The sequence below is a fragment of the Pseudomonas sp. Leaf58 genome, from assembly GCF_003627215.1.
In the GTDB taxonomy this organism is placed as follows: Bacteria; Pseudomonadota; Gammaproteobacteria; order Pseudomonadales; family Pseudomonadaceae; genus Aquipseudomonas.
This window is the reverse complement of sequence record NZ_CP032678.1, coordinates 844059-865976: the sequence shown is the minus strand read 5'-3', so window position 1 is coordinate 865976 and position 21918 is coordinate 844059. Positions and strand designations below refer to the sequence as shown.

Genomic DNA, 21918 nt, shown 5'->3' with positions numbered 1-21918 from the left:
GAATCACAATTAACGGAGGCCACATGAATCTCAGCAAACAACAACAACAAGCCTACACCCGCCTGCAAGAAGCCTTGGAGGTCATGACCGACGTCGTCGACGATCCGGTCGTCATTCGCGAAAAAATGCAGCCGCGCATCGACAAATTCGTCACGGAAACGGGTGGTGAAATTAAGGTCAAGCTGGTGGGTGCAGGCATCCCGACCATCGAGCTGATCGACCTGTCCAAGGACTCGATGAAGACCACCCTGGACGCCAGTCAGACCCTGTACTTGCGCGCACGCTTTGAGAGCGTCCTGATTTCGGTCAGCGCGGCTTACAAGGACACCTACGCGCACAGCAACGAGATGATCGCCGATGCCCTGCAAGGGATGGCGCAGAAGGTGCGTGGCCTGCCATTTGAAATCGTGGCCAAGGGCGCTTGCAACATCGACGAGCTGCTCGGCCTGTCGCACAGCGATGCTGGGGACAAGGACGATGATGATCAAGGTGGTGCGGACGACGCGGGTGTTGCCGCTGCAGCTGCTGCTGGCGCTGTTGCCACAGGCGGTGCTGTGGGCCTGGCGAGTGCCGTGGTGTCCACCACCTTCGGTGCTGACCTCGAACCAGCCAAGCCGGCTGCTGACGCAGCCGAAGTGGTCGATGCTGCTGCCGAACCCGCCCCTGCGGATGGCGATGTGATCGAACTGCTGCCGGCGCCAGCCGACGCTGAAAGTGCGGTCTGACGCCGGTTGAAAACAGCCCGCTCTGCGGGCTGTTTTGGTTTTTACCTCATCCGGAATTGTAAAAGCAGGTGGTGAAAATGAAAGGTTACATGATCGTCATTGAAGGCGGGAACGGCGCTGGCAAGGGCATGGTGATCGAAGGCCTGGAGGCGCATTTCGCCCAGCAAGGACGGGATGTCGTGCTGAGCAAAGAGCCTGGCGCGACACGGTTTGGACTGCGCTTGCGCAAGATGATTCTCGACAATGAATATCCAGAGCTGTTCAATGAATCGAAGCTGCTGTTGTTTGCGGCGGCCAGGGCCCAGAATCTGCGCGAAGTGATCCTCCCTGCGCTTCAGGCCGATAAGCTGATCCTCTGTGACCGTTGGGCGACCTCGTCAGTGAGTTTCCAGGGGTATGCCGAAGGCCTGCCCATCGAAGTCGTCAAAGCGGCCAACCAGGTGGCACTGGGGCCGTTCCAGCCGGACATCGTCTTCATCCTCGATATCGACCCGCAGATCGGCATTGAGCGCACCCGCGCCCGCAACGCCGAGAAGGATTATTTCGAACAAAAGCCGCTTGAGTATCATCGCCGCGCCCGGCACGGCTACCTCACTCAGGCCCAGGAAGACCCTGAGCGCTTCGTCGTGATTGATGCCAGTCAGCCCCCTGAGGTGGTGCTTGCCCAGATCATCGCGATTCTCGAAGTGCGCATGAAAACGGCGCAGCAAGACCGGAATCTCCTGAGCGCATGACTGCTACACCTTGTGAATGAGGTGATGACACTTGTCATGCACCAGTACCAGCAGCCTGGCGCATTGTTCAAGCTGCGGGCACCCTTCGCAGGGCGGCGCAGTCACCGTTTTGTTGGGGCGTTTGGGGGTCGCGGCGGAAAACTCCACCTGGTGCGTGTACACGCAACGGCGCAGGTAGGACACATGGTGCACCGTGTCGGTCAATGCCACGCCACGGGCACAAACGGGGCATCGCCCGCCTTGATTGGCCATCAACTGCTGCTTGACCACCGGATGATGCTGAATTCTTCGTGCGAAGTTAATCCAATATTGATCCCGGCCAAGTTTTTCTGCAGCCTGATCAGGGCCTAGTTTCGGGGCTAGTGGATGCATGCTTGATCTCCGCTGATGATTGAAGAAGGTCTGTTGCCGGTAATGCGCTCATGCCCCGCAGTGGTGAGCGCAGGCTGTGTGCCTGCATGTTGGTAGCGGGAATGCCTGATCGCGCTTTTACGCCCCACCATAAAGCCTGACAAGCGCACCTCAAGGTGAGCACACAAGCCGCGTTGCTGATCCAGGCCAACTGATAAGCACCCAACTTGCCGGGCATGCCGAACACGCTAGGCCAAAGTCACTGTGCATGCGAAATCTGTGATGCGGATCAAGCATTGCGTTTTTATGTGTATATTGGCGATTGACACGATGTCATCCAACATTATAATTCAGGCATCAAAGCGTGTTGGGGCATCCTATGACGACTCCGTTAAAGTATTTCAAAGAGCTGATGCTGTGCGATCGCCTGGAACGCCAGGGCCTGGTCAACCTCATTATGCCAGAAAACAATCTCTTGCTGTCTGACAAGCTTGTCGGCACGCAGCGCCAAATAGTGATTGAGGCACTGCACACCTACGTACAGGCCTATTACCTGACGCGCTATGTAACCATGGGGCTTGCCGGGTTCTCCGCCACCCTGGCCCTCATGATTATCGATCGCGCTCTTGGTTAGAGGCCAGGGCGCGCCAGATTGGCTCCTGGCGCAAGGTTTTGATCAGTGGACTGACCTTGTCCATCAATTGCGCGGCCTGTCGCGCAGAGGGTGCCGCGCTCCTGAGGTTGGGGCCCCCGCTGTTCCAGCCGTTGACGAAGTCCCACAGCGCATCCTTGCTGGCGGTCGAGAACGTGCCGTAGCGTTGAATTTCAGCAATCCTTCCATACTGCAGCAGTTGCATCCTCAGGTGCAGTTCCAGCGCATCCTCCATGAAGCGCAACGGCTCGATGCCCAGGCTGCCAAGATCGAGCTCTTGCACAGCACGGTCGCAGTCGTCGCGCCATCTTCTGAGCACGTTTCGGTAATCTGGTTGCGCGCAGCTGGCGTTGATAAAGCGCGCCATATGATTGACCATCTCTGCCCAGATGTCCGTGGTGACAAACTGCAAGGCCTTCTCTCGGGTAGTCAACACCAGGTTCAGAAGAGGCCGGGGATCACCCTCGACGGTTTTTTGCAGCATGTCTACACAGACTTGGATGAGTGCTCCCTCCTCTTTTGAAATGCTCAGTCTCGTTGATTTATTCATTTCGCACCCAGCAGTATATGGAATATAGATAACGACAGAATACCACTGCCAGGCGCAAATATTCATCGCCATTCCTGGTGCAGGGGTTGAGGTGCGCGAGTATGAGTGATAAATCTGAAACTGGTGTTTCCAAGCGTGGACGGGGTCGCCCCAGACTTCAGCCTGAGCCTTGCACTGTCCGCATCGGAGTGCCGCTTACCGCTGATGACAACGAAGCACTCCTGGGCCTTGTCGAGCTTTCCTGTCAGTCCGGTAACAAGGTATCCAAGCAAGAGATTATCCGCGAGATGATCCGTGAGCGGGCAGCAAAGGCCATTGCCCCGTTACACGACTGATGCTCCTCTGGCACACTGGGATTATCAGTTCGATCCACCAGTTTAAAGGGCGGTAATTGTCATGTCGCAACATGAGCTTCAGGAACAGATCATACACCAACTGTTCTGGACGGGCGGTGAAAGACCGTTCAGTCGGCAAGTCATGCACGGCATGCTGCTCGATGCCTTCCCGCAGTTGCAGGGTCTTCCTGAGTTCGTCGCCAAGGGCCTGGCGGAACCCCAGGAGCTGCTACCGCTCCTGTTCAAGTCCGGTGACTATGCCGAGGCTAAGCAGTTCTTCGCTCGCCTGGTCGATGCCAGGCCTACCAACAATGATCCGACCTGGGTAACCGCGTCACTCAATGGTTTGGCCACGGAAGTTGTTTTCCGCATGAACTACCATTCAACAGAGTGGAAATCGTCAGACTTCAGAAGCGCCTACCTGGACATGATTGAAATATCTGAGCGGCTTTGGTGCTATGCCGACAAGGTGCACAAGAACAACCTGAAACAGCCTGATGTCCAAGGCAAGGCCTACTATTGCGACCTTGAGCTTTACAAGCTGTGTATCGAGCACGCCCCAGACAAGCTGCATCAGTTTTCAACCGATCATTGGAAGTCGGTGCTGACTCCGGCGTTGCAGGGGGATTTTGAATTTCAGGATTACATTTTCGACCAGTTGCTTCAGCAAACCCGCTCGAAAACCCTTCAAAAGGTGGATCTCGACCTCGGTGCCAATTATTTCTGGCGCGACATCCGAGGGGATCTGGCCAAGCTTGGCGATGACCAGCAGCGAGTCATGGAAAAATTGCTCGCGGTGGCCTTCACGGTCTTTTCTCCGGATAACGCGGTGGACATCAAAAAGCAGCTTTCCACCAAGCGTTTCAGACAGATGATCGTCGGCGCACCGCTGCTGCTTTTGGATGCAAAAGAAGCCGGTTTTCCCATGTCCTTCGACCTCTATCGCGGCGCGTTGAAGCCGCTGGAGAAAGCTGCGCTAACCGCCAAGCGCGCCTGGAAAGGGGTGCTGGGTCAAGACGAATGGGCCGCGTTTCAGGATTCCCTGCAGCGCCTGCTGGATGGGGTGGATGTCCACAAGATTTACCCGCGCAAGATGTCGGATACGACGGTCAGTGTATTCGCCGAGGTCATGCCGCAGTGTGGATGGATGGAGAAAGCGTCTGAGGTAGGGCGTGCGGACATCCTCATGGATGACCTTGGTCTTTGAACCCTAACGGATAGAGAATTTTGCATGCAAGCTTTGGAAGTCATCACCAAGAACGCCCTGAAAACCGGGGATATCGCAGATGTCATGTCGGCGTTCCACCCTGCCGCCATGTCGCCTGAATTTTTGATCCTGGCCTTCAGTGATGAAGGGCGCAGTCGTGGTCTCTCCGAATTGATACTCACCATCCTTGAGCGGGATGCCAAGGCGGTCTTCGTGGCCAATGACCTGATCCTGCAGAACGCAGAATGGATATGCCCTAACGTCGACCAGCACTGCCTGAAGCGCATGATCAACATCATCAAGGGGGTGATGGGTATCGGCAAGGCCACCTACTACGCCGTGCTTAAGCACATGCCCGAAAGCTTTGCGATCATTCAGCTCAAACAGTGGGACAACGAGCGCAATTGCCTGACCCGAATCAACACCAGCATGCGCGAGTCGGTGCTGGCCGACGCGCTGGCCAAATCGCGGTTCAGAATCGCCCATGCCATGTGTGATGCGATGCTGGCTGCCAATGAGTCGGTTGAGGTGGGTCAGGTGCTGAAGGACATCCCAAGGGCCACCCTGAAAGAAACCGCCTTGGACAAGTACATTTCGGCAGAGCGTCAGACGCTTTTGTTGTGCCAGGCCAAGGCCTACAGCCAGGCCATGCGGGTGGCCGAGGGCAGCGAGCGTATGGAAACCATTGTGCGCCAGGCCATCTCGGGTCAATTCGAGTTCAAGGGGGCCAATGAGACCTGGGGCGATCTGTTCGAAAACCTCATGACAAGGGTCGAGGAAACGGTCGATCAGGAGCGGTTGATTGCCCGGTTTAAGAGTGCAGCGACCGTGATCTTCCAGAAGGTTCAGGCCATGGACGCGGTGACCACGGGCCGTGAGCTGCGCAATGACCGCATCCGCTTTCTGGCCTACCAACTGGGCCTTGAGCATGCGCTGCACGATGTCAAAGACACCCGCTACCACGAAAAAATCTTAGGGCACGACCTGGGCTTATGAGCACTGCATTCAACCTCGACTTTCTGAGTATTTTCCCTGGGCACCTGACCGAAGCGGATGAAGAAATTGCGTGCCAGACAATGCACGCCCTGGTGCTGGAAAACCACTCACTAGCGGCAATTACACAGATTGCCCAAGACCATGCAAAAAATCATCTCACGCGGATACAGGCCATTTCCCCTCACGCCCTGATGCCCTTTGGTGATAACAGCTTCGAGCGACTCACACGCTTGCGGGCGTTTTCTCTGATGCGCAGCCCCTTGTACATGGCCGATTTCATTTTTTACGCAGCCAATCAGCGGCTGAAGTTGAGCGCTCGGGCTGTCCCCAGGGATGCCTTCCCACATCAACCTGGGACAAGTTCGTTGCTGTGTTCATCGGGGGCAATGGTGCCTGTGCAGGCAATCAGTTACCTGTGCCAGAGTAAATCGATGGTCGAGTTTCTGATGTGGACGGCGATCAAGGCCGACAATGCGGGTCATCTGCAGTACCTCCTCAAGGTTCCGAAAATTCCAAGGTCTTCGATCCTGGCAAAGTGTCCACCTGGCTGAGTGAATACCCCCTGGATCCGGCGTCGATACTGCGAACCCGCTACCTTGCCACGAACGCATTCATGCCCAAATCCTACGCCCACTACGTGGACGAAATGCTCGGTTTGGCGAAGCTCAGATATGACAATACGCAGGTGCCTTCACTTCCGGAATTCGCCCAGAAGGTGGGGCACGAAGTGATCCGGGAGCTGATGGACAAGGATTCCAAGGCAGTCATGCAGGTGATGAAACAGCTCATCCAAGATGGCGCGGACTGGTACATCGCCTTTGAACAAAAGACAAGTGGCGCGTGCGCGTACTTCGACCTGGTGGGGCGTACGCCTGATCCGACAGCCGAGCTGGCAGCGGTGATGTCTGGCGCGAAAAACAACGGGTGCAAGCCGTTGGGGCAAGCGCTGATCCAGGCGTTGGGCAAAGAGCCCTTCATTCAGCTTGCGTACGATCAAAAGTCAGCGGACAAACTGTGGCGGGAGTGGCGGCTGCCTTTTGTCGTAGACCGCGTCAGCGAACGCTACCGGGAAGAGATCCTCGGTAGCGACCTGGGGTTGTAGGGCAGTCGCCCCCTTCCCCGCGAAGCGGGGGCTCAGCGTATTTCGTAGTCTCGCCTTGTCGGGGCATCCGCATCCTTGAGCATCTGCTCGTTGACGATCGTCTCGTCGACCCGCACCAGTTCGGGCAGCTTGGCCTGGCCTGTGCCTTTCCACCGGATGCCAAAGTACCCCGAGCGGAAATGCGGGCGCTTGGTGCCCTTCGCCGCGCCCTGGCTGGCGATGCGTTCGGCCAGCGGGGTGTAGCTTTTCGGGCCGATCACGATGCGGTCGTAGACGCGGTTGAGCTGCTTCTCCAGCTTCGAGCGTTTCTTCTCGGCGACCTTCTGGATGCGCTCCTCCAGTTCACTGGCCTCATTGACGGTGTACCGGGCCTTTTTTTCAATGTAGAGGTACATCAAGACCTTGGTCAGATAGCTGAAAATCTCGGTTGTTCGGCTTTTGAACAGGTCGCGATCGGCGATGCCGTTCTTGGCACCAGAGTTCAGCGCCCGCTGATTGTAAAACTCGAAATGACGCTCCAGCACGTCCGCCAGGGGCTCGGCCTCGTCCTGAATGTACAGGGTGAAATTATCAACGGTGTCAATGGCAATTTTGGTGCCGACGCCCGCTAATTCCTGATTATTCAGGGGGGAGACAGTGATTCCAATATCCAGAATCCTAGCTCCTTGCTGCGGATCAAGCTGCAAGGCCTCGCGAGCTTCGCGTGTCATCAACGGAAGCTTGTCCACCTTTTTCTCCTGCAGGTAGCAGCCTTCGCTGATGTTGGTGCCACCTCCTGCATAGGTGGACAAGCGAAAGGTCTCCCTGCGTTCAGCTGGGCAGAATTCGATGTAGCTGACCCGGTGTGGCGGCGTGAAGAATTTGACAGGAATATTGTTTTTCAGGCCAGTGTCGGCCAACATTTTTTCAAGCGGTTCGGACACGGTAAAAATCGCGCCGCCCAGACGCTGATGCTTGGAGATCATGTAGCCAATCCGAATCGCCTGTTCGCCATAGCGCTTGGCTGATTCCAGTGTCTGGATGTAATCGATGGCCCCGCCGAAAAACTCTCCCATCGTTGCATCCGCTTCAATGTAGGAGTCGTAGATCGGCTGCAACTCCGACAGCAGTAGCTGGCGGAACTCTTTAACAACGGGCAGCTGAAGCCGACGGGGGAGGGGGAGGGTCAAGCTGTCCCCCTTGATTTCCATCATGGCTTGATAAAGCCTGAGCATTGCCTGCTGGTTTTGCATGGTAAACCCTTTTCAGCGGTCGCCAGGATAGGCTCTGGATGCCGAGGAGCGCTTCTTGCTCAATGGCCAGACCTTTCTTGGCGATGCGATTGTAGAATCGGGCTGCTTCAGAATCACACGCGCTAGCCCATTCGTTAAGAGTATACAGGTGGCGGGTGGATTTCTGCCAAACGTGGCTATTTCCCCACTGATCGAGCTGGTCATCACTCATGTCCGGGATCAGCATCTGCGCGTCGGGCCTCACGTGCTGCAAGCGCAGGTGATTTTGAAAGCCCACCGGGTCGTAGTCGGCCAGCAGAAACAGTCTCGCGTGGTGCCAGCACGCGAGGCGTGCTGCAAAGCGGTCGGACAGCCAGCCTTCATACTGAATCAGGGCAGCCGCGCTGAGTGGCTTCGGCAGCAACGGACGAATGTTGAGCCAGACGTCGCGGTTCTCGACGAGCACCACGGCCCCTGAGGGCTCATAATCGTCTTTGCCGTCGTCACGAAGGATGATGCCCTGGTATGCCCCTGGATCGCCGCCAGCGGTCGCCAGGGAGGCCCCTGAGGGCCTTGCCCAAGCGGTCTGAGCCCCACCGAGGACATTGATCAGCATGTAGGGTAGTCGGCTGCCCGTTTTTGTATCGCCGCGTACCCCCAGGTTGGTGGCCCGGACACTGGCATTCTCGGAGATGGCTTCCCCTTTCAGGGCGTCAATGCGCGCCTGAAGCCGCCCAGGGTCGGTGATGACGACCTGCGGCGTGCGTTTGCCTGGAGGGACGGCGATGGCAACTACGCCGATGTCGCGCAGACCCTTGAGCTCGGTAGCCAGTCGGGTCTGCCAGGCGGTGGCCGGCTGCAGGCCCTCACGTTGAAGGGCCTCCAGTGCCTGCAGGATGACTTTGCGGTTCACCCTGCCGGTCACGCCGGGAGCTCCAGCTGATTGTCGGCCACGACCTGGTCATGGTGAACAAAGTGCTGCCAGTCTGCCGGCAGGATGACGATGCGGGAATCATCCTGGATGCACTCACTCAGGTTGACCCCGAAATCACCGGTCAACGTCGGATGAACTGATGCAAATACGGGGGTGAAACCCATGTCCTGGGCGTAGCCCAGAATGACCTTCTGATTCTGCTCATCCACACGCTCTGCCTCGTCGAGGTAAAAAGGCAGGAACGGCTCATCCTTGACCTTTTTGTCCATCAGGTGGCGAATGAGGGCTGACAAGACCAGGATTTTGAGGGCGATGCTTGACCCCGTCGAAGCCATGTCATCGAGCTTCTCGCTGGTGGTTTCGCGCCCACGGGCGTCGACCACCGTAAAGGCCATTTCAAACAGGTCAGCGACTTCCAGGTTGCCATCCTTTTCATTGTCAACCACCCGCGAGATCCGATCCATTGCACGCTTAACCTCGGCATTGGAAATCTCTTCGCCGACTCCACCGAACAGGTCTGCCGAGAAATCGCTGCTGTTCATGAATTGCAGCATGGTGTCGATGGATTCAAGGAGTTGGTCATTGCGGCGCAACTCGATGCTGAAACGCTTGAGGTTGGACACCTTGCGCGCACCGATGCTGCGGTTGAACAAGGTAATTTCGTGCTCCAGCTGCAGGAAGTTATCCTGCAGGTCGCGCAGGCTGCCGGCAATCTTGATGATCGCCGCTTCTTGCAGGCGCGCCAGCCATTCACGGGTCTGTGGCAAGGCATCAATCCGCTCTTTCGCCTTGAGGGCAAGCGTATTGTCTTCCAGGTGTTCAGCGAGCTGGGGCAGGGATTCGATGATTCGTTCCTGGCAAACCTTGGCGTTGTTCTGGATGGAGCGTACTGCCATTTCCAGGCTGTTCAGCCGCGCCAACACTTCGTCGAAGTCAAACTCGCTCAGGTCGCAAAGGAAGGCTTCGTCATCGCCTTCGGCCAAGCCAAAGAAGTCAATCTTGTAGCTGAGTTTCTCCTGAACCTCGCGGACGGCTTTTTGCTTGCGGCGAAGCGCTTCGAGATCGACGCCAATGGCATGGATGGCGGTATTGAGGGCTTCGAGCTTCACTGCGTATTGATCAGTGGCTTCGGTCAACTCTTCAATTTGCAGCTCCAAGCCGACGATCTCCCCCTTCTTGTCGAGGTAATCAGCTTCCAGTTGCTCTAGGCGCTCATACTCATGCACAGAGCTGGAGAGCTTTCTGGCGGTCTGTTTCAGTTCAGCCAGGCGCTGGCGCGTGCCTTCCTGGTCATTGGCAATAGCCAGGTCTTTTTGCAAGGCCTGCAGGTTGTTTCGTTCCAGCTGGATTTGCTGCTCCAGTTCAGGGAGCTGATCCAGTTCAAAGGTGACTGGGGCGATCCCTTGGGCATTCAGGCTGAAGCCTGCGCGCTCCAGCATGCCATCCTCTGGCGTGAGGTGCGCCAGCAGATAGTTCTTGAAATTGCCCTTGGTCGCTTCTTTGAGGCAGTGCTTGCTCAAACCGAACAGTTGCGGGTTCAGCAGGCGGGAAGCCTCACTGATCTGGCCTTCACTCAGGCCCAGACTGTGGGCTAGGCCATCACCATCCTTGAGGCGGGTGTGCTTGTCAGTCAGGGTTTTGATCTGTGCTTCGACCGAGCGCAGCTTGCGCTCGATCACATCCGGCTGGAACACCCCGGCTTGCGCCAGGCTGGCTTCGAGACTGGCGATGTCACGCTGCACCGCTTGCAGGCTGGCTTCCGTTTCCGCCTGGCTGCCCAGTGAGGTGCGCTGCTTGAGCGTCACGATTTCCTTGGCCATGGCGTCATGCACGCCTTTTTGCCGGTGCAACTGGGTGAGTGTTTCATGCTGGGCCTTGTAACCCTGGTTGAGCAGGTTCTTGCTTTCCTGTTTTTCGAGCAGTTCCGCCTCCCACTTGCGCAGCAGCTCCGGATAGGCCATCGCGGCGGTTTCCACGTTGACCTTGAGCTGTCGCGTCAGTAGGGCGCCTTCAGCAGATTTGTCTTGCAGGGTTTGCTGCTCCTGGAACAGGGTAAGGATGTCCTGGCGACGCTGCTCCAGCGAGAGCACTTCATGGGCCAGCAAGGCGTGGTCACGGAACGCCTCTTTGCGTACCTGGGTGAAATTGATCGAGCTGTTGGAGAGCTTATCGCTGAACACGTTCAGGATCAGCTCCTTGAATTCCTTGCTCCTGAGCACCGACTGGGTCAGCAGGTTCTTGTAGATCTGGCGGAACACCCCGTAGCGGCGCTCGCCTGCGTTGGCAATCGGGGCCAGGGTGATGTTCCAATTACCGCCACGCACCTTGACGTATTCGCCGTATAGTAGCTGACGCATCTCTTCGCGAGAGACGGTCATGTATTCACGACCTGCGGCAGACCAGCGGGAAAATACCTCGCGGTAGGACAGCAGCCGGTTGTCGTCGAGGAAATCATCGGTGTTGAGTTCGCCACGCGCCACAAACAGCTCATAGTCGTAACCGGAACCTGCGCCCTTTCCATGTGCACCAATGATGAAAATGCCCGTGGAGAGCATGACTTCCATCATCACGAAAGAGTTGTCCTTGGGGAAGTAAAACTCCCGCGAGGCCTTGGCATCGTGATTGCCGAAATCCATGTGCGACTGGTTTTGGAAGAGTAAGTACTGCATCGATTGGATGGCGGACGATTTACCGGCGTTGTTGGAGCCGGCGATCGACAGGGGGCCGGAAAGCGGCAGGACACTCAACAGGTGGGGGCCGCTGTTGATCAGGCAGTAGTGGCGAATGCCGTAGTTCGAGCGTTTTGCTTTGGTCATGGTGAGCCTCAGAGTTCTTCGTCCAGGGATTCGAGCAGATCCTCAGCCGCCGCATCGATATCGATGACGGCAATCTCTTGCTGGGCGGCCTGCGACTCCTTCTGTTTCGCCAATTTACGGGTAATGTCCAGGTAGTAATACGTGGGGATCCCCAGGGTGTAGGTTTGCTGATTCATGGCATTAGTGTGCGTTTGCATGACACCTGCCTCCACCAGCTTCTTGATGCCATTAACCAGGTAGTCATCCACGCTTCCGAGCCCCAGCGGCTGTAGGCGCTCACGGTGGTGCTCAACCAGCAGGTTCAGATCGTTCATACTGATGGGGTCTTCAGCATTGATCATGGACTCTACCGAGCGGCCTTGATCCGAGAGCCATTCGACCAAGGCAAACATCGCGGCGGCAATCTGCCGCTCGCGAAGGTTCAGCGTCCTGGTTTCCAGAGGCTGCAGGTGGAAGAATCCGACGTGGTGATGCACCAGGGTGTTGCCGGTCATTTCCATGAGCACCTGATAGGCATGGGTGTGCCGGCTCAGCTCTTTGTGCAGCTTGATGTGTCCGCTGGAGCTGATGAACGTGCCCGCTTGCAGCAGGCCAATAATCTCGGCAGAGCGTGGCAACAGTTGCTGCAGTTGCTTTGAGTACAAAGTCGAAGCTTCGATTTCCTGGTTCAGGCGCAGGGATTCGGCCTCAGTTTCGACCGTGTTGATCAGTTCGGCGTTATCCATGGTGTGCAGCAACCTTTGGTTTGCGTTGAGGGAGCACGTCGAGGACGTCTGTGTAGGGGGCGACCTTGTGGGCCAAGGCCAGGTTGAAGGAGCGTCGCATCATGATCACGGTGAGGTTCTCGAAGTGATATTCCTGCCGGTCATCGTGACGCATGACATAGGTGCGGGTCGCGGGGTCACGACTGAGGGCGCCGAGCGCTTTGCAGATGGATTGAGCCGTGGCCTGTGGATACTGATCCTTGAGGGTTTGGCAAATGTCTTCCACCGGTCGAGCCGTCTTGATCCAATGAATCATGTCGGCGACGGTCTCGCGTCGAGCCTTGCGTGCAGCGGCTTCAACCTTCAGCCCCACCGGCAACGACTCGGCCTCCTCGGTCACCACCGCATCCATGAATGAGCTGTAGAACTCCAGCAGGGCATTGGAGTCGGCCCGGCGTACCAGCCTGACCTTGGCAGGAAGCTTCAGGTCGTGCTCCCCGGCAATGCTGCCCGTCTTGGCCAGGCTGCGGAAGGCGATGGAAGCCCCTTGCGAGATCTGTGTGTTGATGCGGGCCTGCTGGATCAGGGGCGTCAGTTTGCGCGACATGATGTCGATCGAGCGATCGAGCAGTTCACGGAAATCCAGCATCCTGAAATGCACGCTTTCAAGCTGGTGACGGGCATCGTCAGCCATCAATACGCTCAGGGTGGCGTCTTCAAGCCAAGCCTGAAATTCCCGTGTAATCTGGGTAATCAAGGTGGTGAACGGCTGGCCCGGACTTTTCATTTCCAGGGCGGGGCGAACGTAGGAATCCCAGGCGGTAATGACCTTGGCGTAACGCTCCTTGATCGGCTGGCTGCGGTCAGCCTGCTTGGCTTCATCGACCAGGTGGTAGATGGCCTTGGTGTTCTGATCGACCAGGCGCTGAAGCGTGTGAAACCGCGACTCCATCTCCTGGCACTTTTGAAAGAATCCGGTGCGTCGCCCTTCGAACAGGGCAATGCGAATCTGATCAAGGTGATCGCGTAGCGTGTCGGTGTTGGCGGTGATTTCTGCCAGGAGCCCGAGCTTTTGTTCATCCAGCAGGAACTGGATGAAGGGCACCAGGTGGGTATTGAAGGAATAACCCTGGCCACCCCGCTTGTTCTCGACCAGAATTGCGCAGGAGACCAGCCTGGCGGCAATGGCACTGGCGGCGATTTGCTGCGCGCCACCGACATCGCGGGCAACCCGGTAGAGTTCGCCTTGCGAGAAGGTGCGGGATTCATGGCTGGCCCACAGCGTGCTGACGACAGGCCACTGATCACTCAGGGTTTTTAGGTAGAGTTCGGGCTTCATGCTAGTCTCCTTGATCGCGAGACTATAGGGAGAAATGGCCAATGTGTCAATTTACAGCTAAAGCGATATGTGGCTTTGAATTTTTCCGCGCCATGCCTGTAACATAAAGAAAAAAGGCCTTTCTGATGCCCTCTATCCTCCCCATTCTTCTCGATACTGTGCTGATGGCCTCCAAAACGGACGCAGCTACCCGACGCGTTGCCCTTGCGGACTTGGATTCACTCGTCGGGCCTCATGTGCCGGACGTGGAGCTGCTGTTGTTGCTGATCCAGGACTCCATGCGCCATGTGAACATGGACATGCATGACCTAAAGGGAGATCAGAAGCCTCAGTTTCGAACATCTGAGCTGATGGATGAGCTACTGTTTCGCTTTTGCGGCTCATGGGCCAGCGAGGCCGTTAAAAACAGTCTGGCCACGGTTGTCGAGCTCAGGAAAAAGTTGGATGATCGGCTGTCAGCGCTTGTGCCATTGGCCGATCTAATCAAGCCAGGCAGGGCTTCAGCGTTGCCAACGCTAAATCAGGCTGAGCGACTTTACTCCGCCATCAACGGGTTCTGTGGTTTTGAGTCTGGACTGAAATCCTCGACCTACAAGACCCGAGGGTTATTTTTCCCCTTCAAAGAAACGCTGAGTCATCTGGCCAAGCCAGGTACGGTGCTGGGCGATTTGTCCATCAAGGCGGAAGAGGCTCGAACACAAGTCGCCAGCCTGCCCAGCAGCATGCTGATCGAGCGGCTGATCGACAACATTACCAAAAGTGATTTGCTCAGGGATCTCGACAGGCCGGTGTATGGCACCAACTCGCTGTATTTCTACCTCCCTGCCATCGCCGACAGGGTCATCAACCCATCAGGCCCTGCCATGAGCCTTGAGTATTGCCAGATGTGCGAGCAAAAGATCCAGAAGACCCTGCGTAGCCTGGCAGTCGTCGAGGCAACGCTTCAGGAGCCTGGAGACGGCTCGCCTGCACCTTGAGCGCGTTTGTCGGCATACATGTCAGGCATCATCTTGAACCAGCGCTTCTCGACGGTACGAACGTCGGGCACCCCCGCCAGGTTTTCCAGAAGGTTGCCCACCTTTTCAAATTCTCGATCGTCCGGATCCCCCAAGAAGGGCTGAATTTGCACCAAATTGCCGTAGTTGAATTTGTGGGCGAGAGGCCGATCATCCAGGGCAAGGATCTGGCTGCGGCTATACGGCAGGCGCCGGGAGACCTTGTACAATTCCTTGTAGGTGGGAATTCCGTAGCCATTTTCCACATGGGGCCTGGCATGCTTGCCGGTGTAAATGGCCTTGAGCTCGTGCTCTTTGGGCCAGATGACGTTCAACATGGCGTTGACATACTCCTCCCCGGAGACGCTCCACAGCATGAAATCATAGTGGGGTGCCAGCCTGTCGAGAAAGGCGATCAACCCCGGTCGAACCGCCATGAAATCACCGCCCACAATCAGCTGATAGTGCTCAAACGGCTTGACGCTGGCGTGGATCAAGGTTTCATCCAGATCAAGGCATAACAGCTTTTTAGGGCTTCGCGGGGTATTTTTAGCGGCCACGGGAATTGCCTCTTTCAATGCATCTATTTTGCGTTATATTGACACTATACCAAGGAGACCCCTATGCCTATCAACCCCCGTGCCGCCGAACTTCGCCAATTGCTGAACGAGCATAACCATCGCTATCACGTCCTTGATGCCCCGATTATCACGGACGGTGAATTCAACGCTCTGTTTCAGGAGCTCAAGGCGATCGAGGTTGCCGACCCCTCGCAACTGACGCCCGACTCACCCACGCAAAAGGTGGGCGGCTACGTCGCCGTTGGCGGACTGAAACCGGTCACCCATGCGGTGCGCATGCTGAGTCTGGACAACGCCTTCGAAGACGCGGATTTCCATAAGTTCGAAAAGGTCATCGCAGTCGAACTCGGCGAAACCGAGCTGGAGTATGCGGAGGAGCCCAAGTACGACGGCCTGGCCACCTCGCTGATCTACATCGATGGCATCCTGAACCTTGGGGCTACCCGTGGTGACGGCGATACCGGTGAAGATGTCACCCACACCGTGCGTACGGTACGCAACATCCCGCTGAAGCTGCGTGGCAATTACCCGGCCTTCCTGGAGGTGCGCGGCGAAGTGTTCATGCCTCGTGATGGTTTTGAGGCCTTGAACAAGCGCCAGATCGAGCAGGGCCTGAAAACCTACTCGAACCCGCGCAATGCAGCAGCGGGATCGCTGCGCCAGCTGGACAGCGCCGTGGCCGCCAGCCGACCCCTGGAATTCTGCGCCTACAGCCTGGTGAAGGCCGATGGCCTGCGCCCAGAGACGCACATCGAGGCGATGGAGCTGCTCAAAAGCTGGGGTATCCCGGTGACTCCAGGCCTTGCGGTAATCAAAGGGTTCGAGGGGGCAAAAAGGCCTGGGAAAACCTGCTGGAGCGCCGCCCTACGCTGAACTACGACATCGATGGCATCGTCTTCAAGCTCAACAAAATCGAGCTTCAGGAAGAGATGGGCTTTGTCGGGCGCGTGCCGCGCTTTGCCATTGCCTGGAAGTTCCCCGCCGAGGAAGTCTCCACCGAGTTGCTGAAGGTCGATACCCAGATTGGCCGCACCGGCCTTGCCACGCCTGTGGCACGGGTCAGACCGGTGCAGGTGGGCGGCGTCGTCGTGTCCAATGTGACCTTGCACAATTGGGACGAAGTGGCGCGGCTGGATCTGCATGAGGGGGATACAGTCATTATCCGCCGTGCCGGTGATGTGATCCCGCAGATGATGATGTCGGTCGCCGAGAAGCGCCTGCCCGATGCCAAGCCCATCCAGGCACCCTCCCACTGTCCGCGCTGCAACAGCGAAATCCTCAATGACACCGACCTGATCAAAAAGAAGGGTAAGTGGATTGAAGTGAAGCAGGCCTACCGCCGTTGCCAGGGCGGTATCGTGTGTGACGCACAGCGCGACGAAATGATCATCAATGCGGTGTCCCGAGAAGTCCTGGATATCGATGGCCTGGGGAAAACCACGGTCAAGACCCTGTGCGACATGGGTATCCTGAAAGACCTGTCGGACGTGTTTGCCCTGACCTATGACCAGCTGATCACCGTCGAGGGCATGGCTGACGCCAGTGTGAACAAGCTGCTGGCTGCCATCGAAACTGCTAAGAAGACCGAGCTGCACCGCTTCTTGCGCTCGCTGGGCATCCGCAACGCAGGTGAAGGAACGGCCAAAGATCTTGCAAAGCAATTCTTGAGCTTCGACGCGATCCTCGGCAAGACCTACAACGACTTCCTGGCACTGCCGGACTTCGGCCCAAAAACCTCGCTGTCGTTGACCAAGGCGTTTGAGCCAGGCTCGCCGATCCGGGTCATGGCCGAGCGCATGCTGAGCCTGGGTGTGGACATTGCCCCGGTGGCGCAACAAGACACATCGCTGGCAGGCCATGTCTACGTGCTGACCGGAACGCTCAGCCAGATGTCTCGTGGCGAAGCCAAGGCGAAACTGGAGGCCAAAGGCGCGAAAACCTCCGGGAGTGTGGGCAAGAAGACCACCGCGCTGATTGCGGGGGCTGATGGCGGCGGCAAACTGGCCGAAGCCGACGCACTCAAGATTCCGGTGCTGAATGAAGACGACTTGATGCGCCTGATTGGCTGATCGGCGTTTTTTGCAATCAAATCCCGGTGCCTGCACCGGGTTTTTCTGTGTTTAGTTCAGGGGAGAAAACCATGGGGTTTTTGAACAGGGCCGGCAACCATCCGGATAATGACGCGATACTCACGCAAGAGTTGACCCTCGCCGGCATTGAAGTCTTCAGTCACGAGTTTCTTCGAAAAGAAAACAATGAGGTCGTCACCTCGGTACGCGGGCATTTGCACGGTTGGGAATTTTTGCGCAGCTGGCGGTACTGGGAAGCCAAGGGGCCGGGCCTGGATGTCGAGACTGCCGAAGCCCTGCATGCTACACACGGCCACAGCGTGCGGGTGGATGGCCACGGGGGCTGTCCATCGCCACGCGAGCACTTCAATGGCCTGGCCTGTGGTTATTACCACATCGATGACCAGGAAGGGCTCAATGCCCTGGCCAGCACCATTCAACAACTGGTGGCTGCCAACAGCCCTGACCCAGGTGCCGCGTTCGCCGAAAGCAACAGTGTGGGCAAGGAAATCGAGCGCAAGTTTCTGGTCAAGGCAGGCTGGCGCGAGCAGATTGAGCACAGCGCCGTAATTCGCCAGGGCTATCTGAACTCCAACCCGGAACGCACGGTTCGAGTGCGGGTGCAGGACGGGCGTGGCGTGCTGACCATTAAGGGCCCCAGTGATGAATCCGGGGAAGAATGCCCGGAAATGAACAAGCAGCTGACGTTGGAGGAGGCGAATTTCATGTTTGCCCTGTGTGAGCCGGGCGGTATCGACAAGACGCGTCACTTCATCCGGCATGCCGGCCATCTGTTTGAGGTCGATGAATTTCATCGCGAGAACGAAGGGCTGGTCGTGGCCGAAATCAGCTTCAAGACCAAGGGTGAAGACTTCACCCGCCCCGAGTGGCTGGGCGAGGAGGTGACCGGGCGACTGGAGTACTACAACTCGTCATTGGCAAAGCGCCCTTACAGCCAATGGGGCGCTAAGTAATCGCCTTTTGCTGATCAATCAGGGTTCTGGTTGCTCCAGGGCCCTGTCACTGGCGGCAATGAGGCGTTGGAACGCCACCATGGGCAGTGAATGCCCCGCCGCCTTCTTATGCCCGTTACCACCCAGGGCCTGTGCAATTAGCTGGGGAACGATGCCGCTGGTGGCCCGGAAAGACAGCCTCACCGTCTTGTCGGCGCGCTCAGACCAGATCATGGCATAGGTGTCGTATTTGCGCGCCAGTTGCTCACCGATCACGCTGGCCAACGGGTATGGCCCGTTCACCATCCAGCCATGATGACCTTTGATCACACAGGGGCGTGCCTGATCGACGATTGAGGCCACCAGGTTCATCTTGTATTGGTAAAGCGGAGTGCCGATTTCCAGGGATTTGGTGTAAGCAGCATCATCCATTTGCAGCTTCTGTGCGAAGACCTGGATGTCCAGCGGGAACTGCTCCAGCCAGGCGATGAAGCCATTGGTTTCTGGATGCCTGAATTTCCACAGGTCGTAATCCTTGGCGTAGGTAACCATTCGCGGTGGCTCACGCTCCGGGAAGAAATAACCCCAGGTCAGGCTCGCACCACTCTCCTCGTTGTCGAAAATCAGCTCGTGGATGGGCACATGGGCAATGGCCTTCACCGCATCTTCGTGGTGATCAATGATCGTTACCTGGTTCCCGCTGGCGAGCAAATCCCGCAACGGCTGTTCTTTGAGGGTGAAGTCGAGCAGGTACACGTCCGAGTCTACCAGTTCATCGAACGGGAGCTTTTCATAGACGCCCGGCAGATAGGTCGCCTGGTCGCCGAACTTTTGGTAGGCGATGGCGGCAGAGGTCATGCCATCGAGGCAGTGTGCATGGTAAATCACATAAGTTTTGCGCATTTCAGGCAGTCCAATCTCGTTTGCTACAGCGTGCCGGGGTCGATGATGCTCGGTCAAGCAGTGTCACTGGCGCGGCAGTAGTCGTACCAGTCAACCATGATTTCCTGCGCCACCGGTTGCGAGCAGCCTCGGGCCAGCGCAAAACCGTAGGCGATCTCATTCCAGCGAAGACTGTTATTAGCATCCAGGTGCTGGCCGCGCTCATAGATTTCGGCGCGGAAAGCCTGCAAGACATGTTCTTTGGTGGGCGTCTGGTAGGATTCGCCCAAGGCATGCAGCAGCCATGTGACCTCTGGATTGGTGTTGTCCTGGCGCCGCAGAAAATCGAGCATCAGCATCCCCAGGTGATTTCGACATTGCTCGCGCTGAGACAGTACCTGCAGCTGCAAGCGGCGGCTTTCTGCTGCTCGGCAGGTGTAGGCGAACAGCACGGCCTCATCAGCCACCTCTGCTCCCGATCGTTTAGCCGCCAGGAGCTGCTGGAGTTTCTCGTCCAGTTCAAGCAGATGGCGTTTTTCTTGGTCTGGAACAGCCACATCTAAAGTGCGGTCAAGGGTTGTCATGATGGGGCATTACCTGTTGAACAGTGGGGGGGGAGTTTGGAGACGTCCAGGACATAACCCCGGTGGGCATCCAGGTAGGCTTTGAGCATTTTGCGCTCATGTTTTTCCGGGTGCTTCTCTCGCAGCGCCTTGTACCGTGCGGAGTGGTAAGGGGCACATTCAGATTGGTCTTTGCGATCGAGGCGCCCGGCTTCTGCGGCTTCTTTCAGAATGGTGTCCAGCATGCGTACCTCAGCATGAAAAAAGGGGGCCCAAGGGCCCCCTCTTCGTAGGAGTATCAGGTAATTGGGATGGTGCGTTTTTTCAGCGCCTCAGGGATGACCTGCTCCAGCTTGATCTTGAGCAGACCATCGACAAACGTTGCTTCACCGACCTGGAAATGTTCGGCCAAGGCGAATTTTCGGGTGAACGAGCGTCGTGCAATCGACTTGACGACGTACTGGTCTTCACCAGCAGGTTCCGGGAACTTGACGCTGACGGTGAGCTGCTGAAGCTCCGACGAAATGTCAATTTGGTCAAGCCGGGTGCCGGCCAGTGCAAAATGAAGTTCGTAACTGTTCTCGCCGGTTTTGAGCAAATCGGTCGGTGGGTATGACCAGTCTTTGCCGGGCGTCTGCTGGCGCGAGGCCAGGGATTCAAAGGCGGAAGTCAGGTTGAAAAGCAGATGGGCTTGGTTCATGTTGTCCTCCAAGAGCGACAATAAATGGAAAATCACGCCCCGCAGGCACGTGAGTAGTATCGTCTCGATCACTACGAGTTAAATATATATTGCTGAAAATTATGGTGCAATATGCAGGCGATAAAAAATCCCGGCTGGGCCGGGATTTTTTTTCTTGCGGCATCGCTGCCGGCTGTCAGCCGCCAGTGACGTCCAGGCCGTATCGGCTCGCGATGCCATTCAGACCTTGGGAGTAACCCTGGCCAATCGCACCGACACGCCATTCATTGACGTTGCCGTCGCTGTAGCGGTAGATCTCCAGCATTTCCAGGGCCGTTTCTTTGTCGTAGGTGTGGGTCAGGTTGTAGCGGGCCACCGTTTCACCGGTTTCCTCGTTCTTGATCTGGGCAAAGGCGTCTCGCACCTGACCAAAGCTCTGCCCGCGCTCGGTGGCCTTGTAGATGGTCACCGCAACGACGATGCGCTTCACCGACTCGGGCAGGGTTTCCAGGTTGATGCTGATCTGTTCGCACTCTTCATCGTTCTGGGCGCCCGAGAGGTTGTCGCCGGAGTGGCGCACACTGCCGCACGGACTGACCTGGAAGGCCGCGTTGTAGAAGATGAAGTGGTGATCTTGGCCCACGCGGTTCTGTGCGTTCAGCATCAACGCACTGGCGTCGAGGTCGAACGCGACGCCCGGCACACCGCTCTCGCGCCAGCCGAGACCGACAATGATTTTCTTCAGGCCCGGAGCCGCCTTGTCCAGGCTGATTCGCTGGCCTTTGTCCAGGTTGATGGTGTTGATGGAAGTCACATGCGCCTCCTACAGGCAATAAGGGGTGGGGGAAATACTAAGGAGGAATTTGGTAGCTGTCAATTAACTGGTTAACCGAGTTCTTTCGCTTGACCCAGAAAAAGGTTTGTGGATTCATATGCGCACAATATAACGAAAAATAGTGGGCACCCCTCATGTTCCTGAAAGTCGCTCAACACCCCATTCATTACGTGATTGGTTCCATTACCCACGCACCCCTGGTGATGCAGGCGTGGGCCCAGGAAGATCCTGGCTACAAGCTGCGTTGGATCGGCCTCTACGCCGCGACGTTGTTCATCATGTCGGCGATGGTCATGGGGCTGCAGGCGGGCATCTTCATGGCCGTTTCGTGCCTTCTGATGATTGGCTTCATGTCGGCACCCACCATCCTGGCCATGCCCAAAGGCCTGCCGTTTACTCAGCGGTTCTCCGAGGCGTACCTGAACGGTGTCCTGGCCTGGCATGCCTTTTTCGTCTCCATCTACATGGTGCAGACGGCCATGATTTTCTTGACCAGTCTGTCCGGACGTTGGAGCCCCAGCACCAGCATGTGGGTGGTTTCAGCCATCGCCTCGGTGTTCTGCGCATTCTCCTTGCAGATGGCATCGTCACTGACCCCTCGCATGCCGCAGTGGGCGGTGCCAGTCGGCGCGGTGTCGATGGGGGTAGCTGTTCACTTGATTTCAAAAATGTATTCCTGAGCAAGGGCTAAACCTTGCTTCGCCT

At 57.0% G+C, this 21918-nt stretch carries 26 protein-coding genes; 13 read left to right on the top strand and 13 right to left on the bottom strand.

What is annotated here, in order from left to right; all coding sequences use genetic code 11:
• Positions 1-23: 23 nt before the first annotated feature.
• Positions 24-725 carry a hypothetical protein gene (locus DV532_RS30005; RefSeq protein WP_056797710.1) on the top strand — a complete coding sequence of 234 codons (702 nt, stop codon included), beginning with the start codon at positions 24-26 and terminating at the stop codon, positions 723-725.
• 77 nt (positions 726-802) lie between these two features.
• Complete coding sequence (gene tmk, locus DV532_RS30000) at positions 803-1459, top strand: dTMP kinase (protein WP_056797713.1); 657 nt, start codon at positions 803-805, stop codon at positions 1457-1459.
• Positions 1460-1462: 3 nt separating this feature from the next.
• On the opposite strand, the gene DV532_RS29995 is transcribed toward tmk, so the two are convergent.
• A complete protein-coding gene (locus DV532_RS29995; RefSeq protein ID WP_156675867.1) occupies positions 1463-1831 on the bottom strand; it encodes a hypothetical protein in 369 nt (122 codons plus the stop codon).
• Positions 1832-2189: 358 nt separating this feature from the next.
• Here DV532_RS29995 and DV532_RS29990 point away from each other — a divergent pair, with 358 nt between their 5' ends.
• The gene (locus DV532_RS29990; RefSeq protein WP_156675868.1) at positions 2190-2444 is read left to right on the top strand and encodes a hypothetical protein; all 255 of its coding nucleotides are present in this window, start codon (positions 2190-2192) and stop codon (positions 2442-2444) included.
• On the opposite strand, the gene DV532_RS29985 is transcribed toward DV532_RS29990, so the two are convergent.
• A complete protein-coding gene (locus tag DV532_RS29985; protein ID WP_056797720.1) occupies positions 2422-3078 on the bottom strand; it encodes a hypothetical protein in 657 nt (218 codons plus the stop codon). The two genes, DV532_RS29990 and DV532_RS29985, sit on opposite strands and share 23 nt — an antisense overlap.
• 35 nt (positions 3079-3113) lie before the next feature.
• Here DV532_RS29985 and DV532_RS29980 point away from each other — a divergent pair, with 35 nt between their 5' ends.
• The 5 genes from DV532_RS29980 to DV532_RS29960 all read left to right on the top strand — a co-directional run bounded on the left by DV532_RS29980 (position 3114) and on the right by DV532_RS29960 (position 6652).
• Positions 3114-3347: a hypothetical protein gene (locus DV532_RS29980; RefSeq protein ID WP_120715533.1), complete on the top strand. Its 234-nt coding sequence runs from the start codon at positions 3114-3116 to the stop codon at positions 3345-3347.
• A gap of 61 nt (positions 3348-3408) precedes the next feature.
• Positions 3409-4554, top strand: coding sequence for a hypothetical protein (locus tag DV532_RS29975; RefSeq protein WP_056797722.1), 1146 nt, complete (start codon positions 3409-3411; stop codon positions 4552-4554).
• A gap of 24 nt (positions 4555-4578) precedes the next feature.
• Positions 4579-5550, top strand: a complete 972-nt coding sequence (locus DV532_RS29970; RefSeq protein WP_056797725.1) for a hypothetical protein — start codon at positions 4579-4581, stop codon at positions 5548-5550.
• Positions 5547-6101: a hypothetical protein gene (locus DV532_RS29965; RefSeq protein ID WP_120715532.1), complete on the top strand. Its 555-nt coding sequence runs from the start codon at positions 5547-5549 to the stop codon at positions 6099-6101. The genes DV532_RS29970 and DV532_RS29965 overlap by 4 nt, the downstream gene beginning before the upstream one ends.
• Positions 6102-6163: 62 nt before the next feature.
• Positions 6164-6652, top strand: coding sequence for a hypothetical protein (locus DV532_RS29960; protein WP_120715531.1), 489 nt, complete (start codon positions 6164-6166; stop codon positions 6650-6652).
• A gap of 32 nt (positions 6653-6684) precedes the next feature.
• Here the strand turns inward: DV532_RS29960 and DV532_RS29955 are convergent, their stop codons facing one another.
• The 5 genes from DV532_RS29955 to DV532_RS29935 are packed head-to-tail and all read right to left on the bottom strand — an operon-like array spanning position 6685 to position 13656.
• Complete coding sequence (locus tag DV532_RS29955; RefSeq protein ID WP_162241116.1) at positions 6685-7884, bottom strand: hypothetical protein; 1200 nt, start codon at positions 7882-7884, stop codon at positions 6685-6687.
• Positions 7778-8788: a hypothetical protein gene (locus DV532_RS29950; protein WP_056797732.1), complete on the bottom strand. Its 1011-nt coding sequence runs from the start codon at positions 8786-8788 to the stop codon at positions 7778-7780. Before DV532_RS29950 ends, DV532_RS29955 begins: the two co-directional genes overlap by 107 nt.
• Positions 8785-11613: a hypothetical protein gene (locus tag DV532_RS29945; protein WP_056797735.1), complete on the bottom strand. Its 2829-nt coding sequence runs from the start codon at positions 11611-11613 to the stop codon at positions 8785-8787. Before DV532_RS29945 ends, DV532_RS29950 begins: the two co-directional genes overlap by 4 nt.
• 8 nt (positions 11614-11621) lie before the next feature.
• Positions 11622-12338, bottom strand: coding sequence for a hypothetical protein (locus DV532_RS29940; RefSeq protein WP_056797739.1), 717 nt, complete (start codon positions 12336-12338; stop codon positions 11622-11624).
• A complete protein-coding gene (locus DV532_RS29935; protein WP_056797740.1) occupies positions 12331-13656 on the bottom strand; it encodes a hypothetical protein in 1326 nt (441 codons plus the stop codon). The genes DV532_RS29940 and DV532_RS29935 overlap by 8 nt, the downstream gene beginning before the upstream one ends.
• A gap of 125 nt (positions 13657-13781) precedes the next feature.
• On the opposite strand from DV532_RS29935, the gene DV532_RS29930 reads away from it, so the two are divergent.
• Positions 13782-14633, top strand: coding sequence for a hypothetical protein (locus DV532_RS29930; RefSeq protein ID WP_056797743.1), 852 nt, complete (start codon positions 13782-13784; stop codon positions 14631-14633).
• Here DV532_RS29930 and DV532_RS29925 read toward each other — a convergent pair.
• A complete protein-coding gene (locus DV532_RS29925; RefSeq protein ID WP_162241117.1) occupies positions 14600-15211 on the bottom strand; it encodes an HAD family hydrolase in 612 nt (203 codons plus the stop codon). The two genes, DV532_RS29930 and DV532_RS29925, sit on opposite strands and share 34 nt — an antisense overlap.
• A 63-nt stretch (positions 15212-15274) precedes the next feature.
• On the opposite strand from DV532_RS29925, the gene DV532_RS31105 reads away from it, so the two are divergent.
• The 3 genes from DV532_RS31105 (at position 15275) to DV532_RS29915 (ending at position 18275) form a co-directional block, all read left to right on the top strand.
• Positions 15275-16105 carry a hypothetical protein gene (locus DV532_RS31105; protein ID WP_306109959.1) on the top strand — a complete coding sequence of 277 codons (831 nt, stop codon included), beginning with the start codon at positions 15275-15277 and terminating at the stop codon, positions 16103-16105.
• A complete protein-coding gene (ligA, locus tag DV532_RS31100) occupies positions 16009-17301 on the top strand; it encodes an NAD-dependent DNA ligase LigA (RefSeq protein WP_306109962.1) in 1293 nt (430 codons plus the stop codon). Before DV532_RS31105 ends, ligA begins: the two co-directional genes overlap by 97 nt.
• 497 nt (positions 17302-17798) lie before the next feature.
• Positions 17799-18275 carry a CYTH domain-containing protein gene (locus DV532_RS29915; protein ID WP_056800066.1) on the top strand — a complete coding sequence of 159 codons (477 nt, stop codon included), beginning with the start codon at positions 17799-17801 and terminating at the stop codon, positions 18273-18275.
• A gap of 18 nt (positions 18276-18293) precedes the next feature.
• Here DV532_RS29915 and DV532_RS29910 read toward each other — a convergent pair whose 3' ends face one another.
• The 5 genes from DV532_RS29910 to DV532_RS29885 all read right to left on the bottom strand — a co-directional run bounded on the left by DV532_RS29910 (position 18294) and on the right by DV532_RS29885 (position 21192).
• Positions 18294-19214, bottom strand: coding sequence for a phosphoesterase dhha1 (locus tag DV532_RS29910; protein ID WP_156675870.1), 921 nt, complete (start codon positions 19212-19214; stop codon positions 18294-18296).
• Complete coding sequence (locus DV532_RS30635) at positions 19211-19720, bottom strand: hypothetical protein (protein ID WP_156675871.1); 510 nt, start codon at positions 19718-19720, stop codon at positions 19211-19213. Before DV532_RS30635 ends, DV532_RS29910 begins: the two co-directional genes overlap by 4 nt.
• Positions 19717-19944 carry a hypothetical protein gene (locus tag DV532_RS30630; protein ID WP_156675872.1) on the bottom strand — a complete coding sequence of 76 codons (228 nt, stop codon included), beginning with the start codon at positions 19942-19944 and terminating at the stop codon, positions 19717-19719. Before DV532_RS30630 ends, DV532_RS30635 begins: the two co-directional genes overlap by 4 nt.
• 53 nt (positions 19945-19997) lie before the next feature.
• Positions 19998-20399 carry an Hsp20 family protein gene (locus DV532_RS29890; protein WP_056797765.1) on the bottom strand — a complete coding sequence of 134 codons (402 nt, stop codon included), beginning with the start codon at positions 20397-20399 and terminating at the stop codon, positions 19998-20000.
• Between the two features lie 175 nt (positions 20400-20574).
• Positions 20575-21192, bottom strand: a complete 618-nt coding sequence (locus tag DV532_RS29885; protein ID WP_201785241.1) for a TerD family protein — start codon at positions 21190-21192, stop codon at positions 20575-20577.
• Between the two features lie 155 nt (positions 21193-21347).
• Here DV532_RS29885 and DV532_RS29880 point away from each other — a divergent pair, with 155 nt between their 5' ends.
• On the top strand, positions 21348-21893 hold the full coding sequence (locus tag DV532_RS29880; RefSeq protein WP_056797768.1) for a hypothetical protein: 546 nt from the start codon (positions 21348-21350) through the stop codon (positions 21891-21893).
• The last annotated feature ends 25 nt before the right edge of the window (positions 21894-21918 follow it).